Source organism: Nocardiopsis trehalosi NBRC 14201 (assembly GCF_001552555.1).
Lineage (GTDB): Bacteria > Actinomycetota > Actinomycetes > Streptosporangiales > Streptosporangiaceae > Nocardiopsis_B > Nocardiopsis_B trehalosi.
Genome location: NZ_BCRK01000050.1, coordinates 1 through 12,975, shown reverse-complemented (window position 1 = coordinate 12,975; position 12,975 = coordinate 1). Strand labels below are relative to the sequence as shown.

The window sequence follows — 12,975 nt, the reverse complement described above, 5'->3', positions numbered from 1 at the left end:
TGGGCCGGAGACCTCCGTGTGGTGCGGTCCCCGACCGTCCCCGCGCCGGAGGTTCCCGACCGTCACCACGCCGGAGGGCCTCGGCCGGTCGGTTCCCGAGGCGGCTACACCTCGGCCGCGGCGGGGGCGGCGAACGCCGCGGCGTGGTCGCGGGCGAAGTCGGCGACGTCGCGCGGGGGGCGGCCGAGGATGCCCTCCACGGCGCCGGTCGTGTAGTCCCCCCAGCCGGCGGCGTACGCCCCCGCGTACTCCTCCAGCATGTCCACGATCCACTCCGGCACGCCGTGGCCGAGCAGGGCCGCGCGCTTGGTGCCGTCGTCCACCGGAACGTAGGAGACGGGCCGCCCCACAGCGGCGCCCACCTCCGCCGCTGCCTCGCCGAGCGACACCGAGCGGGGGCCGGTGAGGGTGTACGTCGCCCCATGGTGGCGGTCCGGGCCGTCGAGGAGCACGCGGGCCGCGCACTCGGCGACGTCGCGCGCGTCGACCATGCCGAACCGCGCCGCCCCCATGTTCAGCGCGAACGTCCCGGTGGCGCGGACGGCACCCGCCTCGTTCAGCAGGTTCTGCATGAACCAGAGCGGGCGCAGGATCGTCCACCGCATCCCCGACGCCTCGGTCTCCCGGTCCGAGAGCGCGTGCAGCCGTCCGCTGCGGTTCGGCGCGTCGTGCGCCGCACCGACGGCGGACAGCCGCACGACGCGCTCCACGCCCGCCCGGCGCGCCGCCCACACGGCGTTCATGTTGTTCTCCGGGGCGCGTGGCCCGTTCGGCATGAGCAGCCAGGCGTCCCGCACGCCCTCGAAGGCCGGGGGCAGGGTGCGGGGGTCGCCGAGGTCGCCGACCACGGCCGCGACGCCGCGGGCGCGCAGGGCGGCCGCGTCGGGTTCGGTGCGGACCAGGGCGCGGAGGTCCACGTCGGCCCCCTCCAGCGCGGCGATGAGAGCGGTGGACACGGTCCCCGTTGCGCCGGTGATCAGTACGGTGCGCGGCATGGTCATTCTCCTCTGGGGGTGGCGGGGGCGGCGGGGGTGCGGGTGGAGGCGCGGACGGCGCCGGGGGGCAGTTGGGCGGCGGCGATCGCGGTCAGCGCGAGCAGGAGGCCGGCGCCCTGCCATGCCGTCAGCGACTCACCGAGGAAGAGCATCCCGAGGAGGGTGGCGACGGCGGGGGACAGCAGCGGGAGGAACGACACGGCGACCACGGGCAGCCGGCCGATGCCGCGGAACCAGAGCGGGTAGGTGAGCAGGGCGCCCGGTATGGCCAGCCACGCGTAGCCGGCGACCGCGCGCGGGTCGAGTGCCGGCGGGAGCCCCTCGAAGGCGAGGGCGAGGGGCAGGAGCACCAGTCCGCCGGCGGTGAGCTGCCAGCCGGCGAGGGCCGCTGGGCCGACGCCCTCCGGGCGCCCCCAGCGCTTGGCCAGGACGATCCCGCCGGCCATGGCGCCGGCGGCCGCGATCCCGGCCAGCACGCCCCACAGGTCGAACGCCAGGTGTCCCCGCAGGACGATCAGGCCGACCCCCACCACGCCGGCCACGCCCCAGCCGAGCCGCCAGGCCGTCGGCCTCTCCCGGAGCAGCAGGAACGCCAGGGCGACGACGAGCAGCGGCTGGACGGCGAACAGGGTGGCCGCGACGCCGCCCGGCAGCCGGTAGGCGGCGACGAACAGGAGCGCGAAGAGCGCCCCGATGTTGAGGGTGCCGAGGACCAGCGAGCGCCACAGCCATACCCCGTGCGGCAGGCGGCGCGTGGCGGCGAGCAGGACCAGCCCCGCCGGGAGGGCGCGGAGCACACCGGACACCAGGGGGTGGTCGGGCGGGAGGAACTCGCTGGTGACGAGGTAGGTGGTGCCCCAGACGATCGGGGCGGTCGCGGTCAGCGCGGTCACCGCCGCTGTTCCGCCGGGGGGCGCACCGCGTGCGCCCGACCGGTGCGAGACCTGCGCCATCGTGACTCCTTAACATTGAAATGTTCAACGTTCGGGAGAGTAGTCCGGCTGATAGAATCCCGTCAAACAGTTTCACGTTGAGATGTTTCGGAGGGGTGGGCCCGTTGCAGGACAACGTCGACTGGCGGATGGACCAGTGGCGGGTCGAGCGCCCCGACATCGACCCCGCGCCCATGGGCGTGGTCGGCCGCATCCAGCGCGCCTGCCGGCTCCTCGAACGCGAACTCCGCGACAACTTCGCGCGGCACGGCCTGCAGATCTGGGAGTTCGACATGCTCGGGACGCTGCTCCGCTCCGGTCCCCCCTACCGGCTCACGGCGGGGCAGCTGGTCGAGGCGTCGATGGTCACCTCCGGCGCCATCACCAACCGGATCGACCGCCTCGTCGCCAAGGAGCTGGTGACCCGCGAGGTCGACCCCCTGAACCGGCGCAGCGTGCTCATCACCCTCACCGCGAGCGGCAAGGAGCTGGTCGACCGCGTCGTCGTCGACCACGTCGACCTGGAGGCGCGGCTGCTCGCCGGCCTCGGTGGCCGCGAGCAGGAGATGCTCGCCGGACTGCTGCGCGACCTGCTCATCGGTCTCGGCGACCACGCGACCGGCAACCCGCTGAACCCCTAGCGGGCCGTACGTCGGCCCCCACGACCGCAGGACGGCGCCGCCGGCCCACCGGATGCGGACGGCGGACACGGTGCCCATGGGCGGACCGGTTTCCGCGGCGCGGCCCCGATGCGGGGGATTCGGTCGAGGGTCTCGGCGCGGAGCGGTCGCACGACCTGGCGGCCCGGTCCACCGGGATCGCGGGGCGGCCCGCGTGCGCGGGACCCGAGCCGACGCCCACCGGCGCCGCGATGGGACCGCGAACGGGAGGGCGGGCGCCCCGCCGACCTGGTGGCCCGGTCGGCCGGACGGGCGCCGTCGGCACCCGTGGCGAGGGGAGGGCGGGGGCTCGGGCGGGACGCATCGGCGGGCCGGGCGGTGGGGCCACGGGACGACGCGGGCCGCCCGGAACGCCCGGGGTCGTGCCGAGGAGCGGGGCCGAACCGCCCCCTCGGAGCGCGCGGCGGCCGCCGTCCCCGCCGTGGACGGGCGGGCCCGCTGGGCCGCAAGCGCCGTCCCGTACCGGGAGGGGGGCCGCTGGGGCGGCGGGAGACCCGGCCGATGGCCGTGGGATGCGTGCGGCCGCCGGCGGCGTCAGGGGCGCCCTGAGGGCGCGGAGCCGCAAGCGGGCGGGGCGGACGAGGGCGGCGCCACCGGGGCCGCACGTGCGCAGCGGGGAGGCCGGCCGACCGGGGAAAGGGTGACGGCCCCCGCCGGGGGGATAGCGGGGGCCGTCGAACGGTCCGGCTCCGGGGGGGTAGAGCCGGCGCCGCTTCCAGGGAGGTATTCGTCGCGGCGGCCGGGCGCGTCCGCCCGGCGTCGGTGACCACATAGTCACACAGCCGGGAGGGGCGCGCCAGGCATATGCGGGATGACGCTGAATGCGATGGCGTGGGGGCCGCCCGTCCGCGCCGGGAACGGCGGAGCCGGGGTGGGGTCGGGCCCGTCCATCTCGGGTAACGGAGGCAACACGCAACGCTACCATGTCGATTTATGGACCCGAGGTCGATCCTTGACTCCGCCGCCCTTTTCATCGCCCCAGCTCAGGGCGTAGAAAGAAGGCAGTGGGTGGGGAGAACCCACCTCGGCACGGAACCGGGTACCCACGCGCCACCACGCCGCGGGAGGCACGTCCAGGCCGGGTGGACCCCGGTCGGACTAGGGAACTGCACGCATGATAGTCCGGCGGCCGTGTCGTCGGCGGCGTCCCGTGGCGCCCCTCAGGGGCGATCGGGACGCCGTTCGACATTGTGTTTCATCCCGAGATGAGGCATTCGCCGGAGGCGCCGCCGTCCGAAACGTGACTCAACTGAGATCTGTTTCGGAAGCGGTGGAGCGGTGGATTCGATGGCCGTTCATCCACCCGTCCTCGGCCGCGCTCGACCCCGCCGACCCCGCTAACCCCGCTTCAGCGCCTCGCACGTCGCCAGCGAGTCGCGCGCGCCCGCCGCGACCGCGCCGCAGCAGTAGACCACCCACGCCCCGACCCCCTCCGGCGTGCCCGTGGTGTAGCCCGCCAGGGCCGGCCCGTAGCCGTCGCGGAACTCCTCGTACCCCAGCTCCGGCGGCACCAGCGACTTCGGGTCGAGGCCCCGCTGGATCAGGGTCAGCCGCTCCGCCGCCCGCGCGACGACGCCGTCCCCCCACCCGAACGGCCGCAGCGCCGCCAGCTCGCCGTGCACGATCGCGCTGACGACCAGCGCCGGCACGGTCGCGCGGGTTGCCAGCAGGCCGCGGAGCCCGTCGAGCCGGGCCGCCACCGCGCCGGACGCGGGCGCCGGGCCCAGGCCGAGGGGGTCGGCGACGGGTTCGCCCGGGCCGCGCGGCCGGCCGAGCCGCTCCGCGGGGACCCCGTCGGCCGCCGCCAGGGTGTGCAGCCGCGCCAGGACCTGCCCCGGCGCCTTCGGCCACGTGTCCACGAGCGTCCCCAGCTCGCCGGACACGCGCAGCGCGCCCAGGATGTGCGGGTCCTCGCTCTCGCCCGCCCGCACCTGCTCCAGCGTCGCCTCGGCGCCGTCGAGCACGCCCGACGCGCGGGCGCCGCGCAGGGCGGACTCCATGGAGACGTCGGCGCTGCGCCGGCGAAGGACGCGGTGGCCCAGGAGGCGGTCGACCACCTCGCGGGTCTCGCGCACGGCGTCGGCGACACCGGGCAGGTCCGCGATGCGCCCCAGGGGATCGTTCGGCTCGTTCACGGTGTCGACCCTACGTGCGGGTAACCCATGCGCGTGCCCGACGTGCCCGGGCTCCCCCTTGTAACCCGGCCACCCCAGTTGATGAAGTGGTCCCCACCACATGGTCGAATAGCGGCACCCAACGGTAAGGAGACTTAACAGTGGCTGAGGACTCCCGGGAGCAGGGACACGAGACACTGTCCAACCTCCTCCACGAGACGCGGCGGTTCCCGCCTCCCGCGGAGCTGGCCGCCGACGCGAACGTCGGCGAGGACGCCTACGCGGCCGCCGAGGCCGACAGGCTCGGCTTCTGGGAGGAGCAGGCCGCCCGCCTGCACTGGGACACCCCCTGGAACCAGGTCCTGGAGTGGAACCCGCCGTACGCCAAGTGGTTCACCGGCGGCCGCATCAACGCCGCCGTCAACTGCCTCGACCGGCACGTCGACGCCGGCCGCGGCGACCGGGTCGCCTACCACTGGGAGGGCGAACCCGGCGACACCCGCACCATCACCTACGCCCAGCTCAAGGACATGGTCTGCCAGGCGTCCAACGCGCTGCTCGAACTGGGCGTCGCCAAAGGCGACCGGGTCGCCATCTACATGCCGATGATCCCCGAGACGGTCGTCGCCATGCTCGCCTGCGCCCGCATCGGCGCCGTCCACATGGTGGTGTTCGGCGGCTTCTCCGTCGACGCCCTCGGCACCCGGCTCGACGACAGCCAGGCCAAGGTCGTCGTCACCGCCGACGGCGGCTACCGGCGCGGCAAGGCCAGCGCCCTCAAGCCCGCCGTTGACGACGCGGTCCGCGACCGCCCCGCCGTCGAGCACGTCCTCGTGGTCCGGCGCACCGGCCAGGACGTCGCCTGGGACGAGGGCCGCGACGTGTGGTGGCACGACGCCGTCGACCGCCAGAGCACCGAGCACACCCCCGAGGCGCACGACGCCGAACACCCGCTCTACATCATGTACACGAGCGGCACCACCGCGAAGCCGAAGGGCATCCTGCACACCACCGGCGGCTACCTCACCCAGGTGTCCTACACCCACTGGGCGGTGTTCGACCTCAAGGCCGACACCGACGTGTTCTGGACCGCCGCCGACATCGGCTGGGTGACCGGCCACTCCTACATCGTCTACGGCCCGCTCTCCAACGGCGCGACCTCCGTCATGTACGAGGGCACCCCCGACACCCCCCACCAGGGCCGGTTCTGGGAGATCGTGCAGAAGTACGGGGTCACCATCGCCTACATGGCGCCCACCGCCATCCGCACCTTCATGAAGTGGGGCGAGGAGATCCCCGCCCGCTTCGACCTCTCCAGCCTGCGGGTCCTCGGCTCGGTCGGCGAGCCCATCAACCCCGAGGCCTACATGTGGTACCGGAAGAACATCGGCGGCGACCGCGTCCCCGTCGTCGACACCTGGTGGCAGACCGAGACCGGGGCGGTCATGGTCTCCCCGATGCCCGGCGTGTCCGCCGCCAAGCCCGGCGCGGCCATGCGCCCGCTGCCCGGCATCGTCGTGGACGTCGTCGACGACCAGGGCGAACCGGTGCCCAACGGCGGCGGCGGGTTCATCGTCGTCCGCGAACCCTGGCCGTCCATGCTCCGCGGCATCTGGGGCGACCCCGAACGCTACGAGAAGACCTACTGGTCGAGGTTCGACGGCCTCTACTTCCCCGGCGACGGCGCCAAGCGCGACGAGGACGGCGACATCTGGCTCCTCGGCCGCGTCGACGACGTCATGCTCGTCTCCGGCCACAACATCTCCACCACCGAGGTCGAATCCGCCCTCGTCGCCCACCCCAAGGTCGCCGAGGCCGCCGTCGTGGGCGCCACCGACCCCGTCACCGGCCAGGCCATCGTCTGCTTCGTCATCCTGCGCGGCGAGGCCGGCGACGGCGGCGACGACCTGGTCAAGGAACTCCGCGACCACGTCGGCGCCTCACTGGGCCCCATCGCCAAACCCCGCCAGATCATGGTCGTGCAGGAGCTGCCCAAGACCCGCTCCGGCAAGATCATGCGCCGCCTCCTCCGCGACGTCGCCGAGAACCGGCAGCTCGGCGACGTGTCCACGCTCACCGACTCCACGGTCATGGACGCCATCTCCGCCAAGCTCCCCGACAGCAGGGGCGAGGACTGACCAGCGGCGGGGCGCGCGTCCGGCACCGGACGCCGCCCCGCCGGCCCGCCCGCGACGCGCCGACGGCCGCGCCGGATGCCGCCCCCCGAGGGCGGTGTGTGCGAGGATGCGGTTGACCCACGTCCGAACGAAGGGAGCCGCCGCGATGCCCGCAACCCGCTCGGGTGGCCGGGAGTCCGAGGACTTCAACGCCGCCGACCGCTCGCTCGGCGAACTCGTCTCCGAGGCGGGCACGAACGTCTCGCGGCTCGTCCGGCTCGAACTCGAACTCGCCAAACTCGAACTCGCCCGCGACGCCCGCCAGGTCGCCAAGGGCTCGGGGATGTTCGTCGCCGCGGCCGTCCTGGGGCACATGATCCTGGTCATGGCCTCCATCACCCTCGGCCTCGGCCTCTGGCAGCTCGGGCTCTACCCCTGGGTCGCCTTCCTCATCGTCACCGCCCTGTACGCGGTGCTCGCCGGCCTGCTCGTCTTCATCGGCTCCCGGCAGTTCAAGAAGATCCAGGGCATGCCCCGGACCAGCGCGACCATGGCCGACACCGCCGCCGTGCTCCGCCGCGAACGCCCCGCGACGGACTGACCCCGCCCGGATCGGACGGCCCCCGGTGAACGAGGAGACGACGGTCCTGGTCGACGGCCCGTGGACGCACCGCACCATCAGCGCCGCGGGCACCCGCTTCCACGTCGCCGAGGCGGGCGAGGGCCCCCTCGTCCTGCTGCTGCACGGATTCCCCCAGTTCTGGTGGACCTGGCACGCCCAGCTCGCCTCCCTCGCCGCCGCCGGGTACCGCGCGGTGGCGGTCGACCTGCGCGGCTACGGCGCCAGTGACAAACCGCCCCGCGGCTACGACCTCATCACCCTCGCCACCGACGCGGCCGGCCTCGTGCGCGCCCTCGGCGAGGCCAACGCCGCCGTCGTCGGCCACGCCACCGGCGGCCTCCTCGGCTGGACGATGGCCGCCTACCACCCCAAGTCCGTCCGCCGCCTGGCCGTCGTCTCCATGCCGCACCCGCTGCGCCTGTTCGAGGAGATGGCCAACGGCCGCCAGGGCTGGGCCGCCCGCCGGCTCTTCGGCCACCAGCTCCCCGTCCTGCCCGAACGCCGGCTCGTCGCCGACGACGCCGCCGTCGTCGGCGCCATGCTCCGCACCTGGTCGCGCCCCGGCTGGCCCGACCCCGCCACCGAGCGCCGCTACCGCGACGCATTCCAGATCCCCAAGGTCGCCCACTGCTCGATCGAGGCGCACCGGTGGCTGTTCCGCTCCCAGTTCCGCCCCGACGGCCGCCGCTACCGGCGCCGCATGCGCCGCCCCATCACCGTGCCCACCCTGCACGTCCACGGCGCCCTCGACCCGTTCCTGCTGCCCGCCACCGCACGCGGCTCCGGCCGCTACGTCGACGCCCCCTACCGGTGGCGGCTCATCGACGGTGCGGGACACTGGCCCCACCAGGAGCAGCCCGACCGGGTCGACGCGGCCCTGCTCGGCTGGCTCGGAGACGACGAACCCGACACCTGACCGCGCGCGGTCCGGGGCGGCCCCGGCGCACGGCGCGGCGGCCGGAGGCGGAGAGGTGCACATGAACGGCGGCCCGGCGACCGGACGCGACCGCGACCCCTCGGGGCGCGCGCAGAACCAGCGCCCCCGCGACCGCTTCGGCCGGCCCCTGCCCCACGGCGCCCCCGGCGTGCCGCGGGTGCCCGACGACGCCGTGTTCACCGCCCAGGAAGGCCTCACCGAGGCGCAGCGCCTCCTCGACGGCGGCTACGCCTTCCACGCCCACGAGGTACTCGAAGCGGTGTGGAAGTCCTCGCCCGAGGACACCCGGGAGCTGTGGCGCGGCCTCGCCCAGATCGCCGTCGGCGTGACCCACGCCCAGCGCGGCAACCGCGTCGGAGCGGCCCGCCTGCTGCGCCGCGGCGCCGACCGGGTGGCGGACTTCGGCCCCGAGGCGCCCGAGGGCGTCGACGCGCTGGGCGCCGCCGCGTTCGGCCACGCCGCGGCCGACCGCCTCGACAGCGGGGACGCGGAGCCCGTCGACCCGTCCGCCCTCCGGCTGCGCCGCGACGACGTGCGCTAGGCCACATATCGCCCGAAGTGGTGGCGTGCGGCGTCCCCGTCCGGTTGGCTGTTCCCCGACGGTGCGCCGCCGCCCCCGGGCCGACCCCCGCCGCGATTCCGGCGCCGTCCCCCGCCACTTCCGCTGCGCCGCCTTTATGCATGTCTGAGGCCTTCTGGGACGTTCATCCCCAATGCCCTGGTGCATTATCGAATGCGATTAATGAGGAATTCCATCCTCTATAAACGTAAATATCACGCTTTGGAGATCACTGTGTGATCACATATCCACGGCGCGGCACGGAACTTCCACCCCTCCTCTCACTTTTTCGGCGCTACCGTGCGTACAATCCCCGAACACCGTGCCCGACGGAAACGGCGGACACGGGAAGCTGAATATGTGTAGGTGGCACCCCGCAGGACCCTGCTACGCGTGCCGTCGGGCTACCTGTTCGGGCCCACTCCGGACGGCGGCGCGCATGTGCGCGGGGCCGGATGTGCCCGTGTCAAGGAGGACGGTTTGTCTGGGCGTAGCCTCGCCACCGTAAACGGTTCGGCACTGGCGCTGGACGGCATGAACCTCACGCTGGTCATCGTGGTGCTGGCGGTAGCGCTCCTCGCGCTCGCCGTCGCCGGATGGCTGGTCCGTGAAGTACTCGCCGCCGGCCAGGGCACCGAGCGGATGCAGAACATCGCGCTCGCGGTTCAGGAAGGCGCGGCGGCGTACCTCAAACGCCAGTTCCGCACCTTGGTCGTATTCGTCATCGCCATTCCCCTACTGCTCCTGCTGCTCCCCGCCGACAGCGAAGCCGTACGGTACGGGCGATCCATCTTCTTCGCGCTCGGCGCGTTCTTCTCCGCCCTCACCGGGTTCATCGGGATGTGGCTCGCCGTCCGCGGCAACGTCCGCGTCGCCGCCGCCGCCCGCGAAGGCGGCGAAAGCGGCGAACACGCCGCGATGCGGATCGCCTTCCGCACCGGCGGCGTCGCCGGCATGTTCACCGTCGGCCTCGGCCTCCTCGGCGCCGCCATCGTCGTCCTCGCCTACCGCGGCGAGGCCCCGCTGGTCCTCGAAGGCTTCGGCTTCGGCGCCGCCCTCCTCGCCATGTTCATGCGCGTCGGCGGCGGCATCTTCACCAAGGCCGCCGACGTCGGCGCCGACCTCGTCGGCAAGGTCGAGCAGGGCATCCCCGAGGACGACCCCCGAAACGCCGCCACCATCGCCGACAACGTCGGCGACAACGTCGGCGACTGCGCCGGCATGGCCGCGGACCTCTTCGAGTCCTACGCGGTCGTCCTGGTCGCCTCCCTCATCCTCGGCCGGGTCGCCTTCGGCGTCGAGGGACTGGTGTTCCCGCTCCTGGTCCCGATGATCGGTGTCCTCACCGCGATCATCGGCATCTTCGTGGTCGCCCCCCGCTCCCGCGACAAGAACGCCATGGCCGCCATCAACCGCGGCTTCTTCATCTCCGCGATCATCTCCGCGATCCTCGTCGCCATCACGGCCTTCGCCTACCTGCCGACCAGCTTCGCCGGCCTGTCCGGCGTCGACGCCGAGATCGCCGCCCTCGACGGCAACCCCCGCTACATCGCCATCGGGGCGGTCTTCGTCGGCCTCGTCCTCGCCGCCGCCATCCAACTCCTCACCGGCTACTTCACCGAGACCAACCGCCGCCCCGTCCGCGACATCGGCGAAAGCTCCGAGACCGGCGCCGCCACCGTCATCCTCTCCGGCATCTCCGTCGGTCTGGAATCCGCGGTGTACTCCGCCGTCCTCATCGCCGGCGCCGTCTACGCCGCCTTCATCATCGGCGGCGCGTCCATCACCATCAGCCTCTTCGCCGTCGCCCTCGCCGGCACCGGCCTGCTGACCACCGTCGGCGTCATCGTCGCCATGGACACCTTCGGCCCCGTGTCCGACAACGCCCAGGGCATCGCCGAGATGTCCGGCGACGTCACGGGCAAGGGCGCCGACGTGCTCACCAGCCTCGACGCCGTCGGCAACACCACCAAGGCCATCACCAAGGGCATCGCGATCGCCACCGCGGTCCTCGCCGCAACCGCCCTCTTCGGCGCGTTCCGCACCGCCGTCGAAGGCGCCATGGGGCCCGACGCCGCCGCGTTCTCGCTCTCCATCGACCGGCCCGACGTCCTCGTCGGCGTCATCCTCGGCGCCGCCGTGGTGTTCCTCTTCTCCGGACTCGCCATCATGGCCGTCGGCCGCGCGGCCGGCCGCGTCGTCATGGAGGTCCGCGAGCAGTTCCGCACCCGCCCCGGCATCATGGACGGCACCGAGAAGCCCGAGTACGCGCGGGTGGTCGACATCTGCACCCGCGACTCACTGCGCGAACTGGTCACCCCGGGCCTCCTGGCGGTCCTCACCCCGATCGCCGTCGGCTTCGCCCTCGGCTACGCCCCGCTCGGCGCGTTCCTCGGCGGCGCCATCGCCGCGGGCACCCTCATGGCGGTGTTCCTCGCCAACTCCGGCGGCGCCTGGGACAACGCCAAGAAGCTCGTCGAGGACGGGTACCACGGCGGCAAGGGCTCCGTCGCGCACGAGGCCACCGTCATCGGCGACACCGTCGGCGACCCGTTCAAGGACACCGCCGGGCCCGCCATCAACCCGCTGCTGAAGGTGATGAACCTCGTCGCCCTCATCATCGCCCCCAGCGTGGTGATCTACGCCGACAACGTCGCCCTGCGCGTCGGCGTGACCGCCGTCGCCCTGGCCGTCATCGTCGGCGCGATCGTGTGGTCCAAGCGCCGGTCCGACGACGCCCCGTCCGGCGCCGCCCCCGTCGAGGGCGGCACCACACCGGCCGGGACCACGGCCGCCACCCCCGGCGCCGCCGTCGACCCCACCGCGGCCGAGGACACCCCGGCCGCGGTCGAGGACGGCGACACCGCCGGCCCCGCCGACCGGCGCGAGCAGGCGCACGCGGGCGAGGGCGGTACCACCGGCTGACCCCGGACGTCCCACCGCACCGGCACCGCGCGCGGCCGCCGGGTCCACGCGACCCGGCGGCCGCGCCGCGTCCGGCCCGATGCGGGGGCGCGGGGCGAGACCGGGAGCCCGGGGCCGTCCGCACCGGGGCGGACGGGACGGCCCGGCCGCTGACCGTAGGCTGGTCCCGCGTCACGTCGTACAGGTCCAGTGAGGAGTGTCGCGCGTTGTCCGGATTGAAGGGGCTCGCCATCATCGTGGGCGTCATGGTCGCGTTCATGGCCGCGCTCGCCGTTGTCGCAACGGTGCTGTCGCCATGAGCTGGCGGCTGGTCATCCTGCGCCACGCCCGCGCGGACCACGGACTGGGCGGTACCGACCACGACCGGACCCTCACCGACGGCGGCCGCGCCCAGGCCCGCGACGCCGGGGCCCGCCTCGCCCGAGCAGGGCTCGTCCCGGACCACGTCATCTGCTCCACGGCGACGCGGACCCGCGAGACCCTCGACCTCGCCCTGGGGGAGCTGCCGGGGGACCCGACGGTGGACTTCGCGAAGGACGCCTACAACGCCGACCTGGACACGGCCCTCGGGCTCATCCAGGCGGTCGACCCGGACGTGCGGACCCTGCTGTTCGTGGGCCACAACCCCACGATGGCGGACCTGGCGTCGGCGTTCATGCCCGACGACGCCCTGGTCTCCTTCGCGCCGGCGAGCATCGCCGCCGTCGACCTGGAGGTCGAATGGCTGTACGCGGCACCGGGCACGGGGACGGGGCGCCTGCTCGCGCCGGAGTGACGGCGACCGCCCGCAGGCCCGCTGTGCAGGCGGCGTGGCCGTCCACAGGCGCGCGGTTCCGGTAGCGCCGGGGTCCTTGGTACGGGTTGACTTGAAGTAGGGGTTCCCCCCAGCACCATGGACCCGTCCGTCACCGTCCTGCGGGGGCCGCCTGCGCATGCCCGGGGCCGGCTCCCATGGAGCGGTGGGCGGCCGGGCGGCGGGTGCCGAGCGCGCCGGGTTGGCGCACACCGAATCAGCGGCTATAGTTCTCCGAGTCGCCTGGAGCGGGCCGCCTGGCCCGACGACCGGCGGCGGTCTTCTTCCCGGTCGCACCGCG

General features: G+C 73.8%; 10 protein-coding genes. 7 read left to right on the top strand and 3 right to left on the bottom strand.

Annotated elements, in window-relative coordinates; genetic code table 11:
- Positions 1–104 precede the first annotated feature (104 nt).
- Positions 105–995 carry an NAD(P)H-binding protein gene (locus tag NT8_RS11605; RefSeq protein WP_067967600.1) on the bottom strand — a complete coding sequence of 297 codons (891 nt, stop codon included), beginning with the start codon at positions 993–995 and terminating at the stop codon, positions 105–107.
- 2 nt (positions 996–997) lie between these two features.
- Positions 998–1,948 (bottom strand): EamA family transporter, encoded by a 951-nt coding sequence (locus NT8_RS11600; protein ID WP_067967597.1) that lies wholly within the window; start codon positions 1,946–1,948, stop codon positions 998–1,000.
- A 77-nt stretch (positions 1,949–2,025) separates the two neighbouring features.
- Between NT8_RS11600 and NT8_RS11595 the strand changes: the two genes are divergently transcribed.
- Positions 2,026–2,568 (top strand): MarR family winged helix-turn-helix transcriptional regulator, encoded by a 543-nt coding sequence (locus tag NT8_RS11595; protein ID WP_369406296.1) that lies wholly within the window; start codon positions 2,026–2,028, stop codon positions 2,566–2,568.
- A gap of 1,376 nt (positions 2,569–3,944) precedes the next feature.
- Here the strand turns inward: NT8_RS11595 and NT8_RS11590 are convergent.
- Positions 3,945–4,742, bottom strand: a complete 798-nt coding sequence (locus NT8_RS11590; protein WP_067967594.1) for a Fic family protein — start codon at positions 4,740–4,742, stop codon at positions 3,945–3,947.
- 140 nt (positions 4,743–4,882) lie between these two features.
- On the opposite strand from NT8_RS11590, the gene acs reads away from it, so the two are divergent.
- The 6 genes from acs (at position 4,883) to NT8_RS11560 (ending at position 12,656) form a co-directional block, all read left to right on the top strand.
- A complete protein-coding gene (acs, locus tag NT8_RS11585) occupies positions 4,883–6,859 on the top strand; it encodes an acetate--CoA ligase (protein ID WP_067967592.1) in 1,977 nt (658 codons plus the stop codon).
- Positions 6,860–7,004: 145 nt separating this feature from the next.
- The gene (locus NT8_RS11580) at positions 7,005–7,439 is read left to right on the top strand and encodes a phage holin family protein (RefSeq protein WP_084468845.1); all 435 of its coding nucleotides are present in this window, start codon (positions 7,005–7,007) and stop codon (positions 7,437–7,439) included.
- A gap of 25 nt (positions 7,440–7,464) precedes the next feature.
- Positions 7,465–8,376 (top strand): alpha/beta fold hydrolase, encoded by a 912-nt coding sequence (locus NT8_RS11575; protein ID WP_084468844.1) that lies wholly within the window; start codon positions 7,465–7,467, stop codon positions 8,374–8,376.
- 61 nt (positions 8,377–8,437) lie between these two features.
- Complete coding sequence (locus NT8_RS11570; RefSeq protein WP_067967584.1) at positions 8,438–8,938, top strand: DUF309 domain-containing protein; 501 nt, start codon at positions 8,438–8,440, stop codon at positions 8,936–8,938.
- A 552-nt stretch (positions 8,939–9,490) separates the two neighbouring features.
- Complete coding sequence (locus NT8_RS11565) at positions 9,491–11,881, top strand: sodium-translocating pyrophosphatase (protein ID WP_067967581.1); 2,391 nt, start codon at positions 9,491–9,493, stop codon at positions 11,879–11,881.
- Positions 11,882–12,176: 295 nt separating this feature from the next.
- Complete coding sequence (locus NT8_RS11560; protein ID WP_067967578.1) at positions 12,177–12,656, top strand: SixA phosphatase family protein; 480 nt, start codon at positions 12,177–12,179, stop codon at positions 12,654–12,656.
- Positions 12,657–12,975 lie beyond the last annotated feature (319 nt).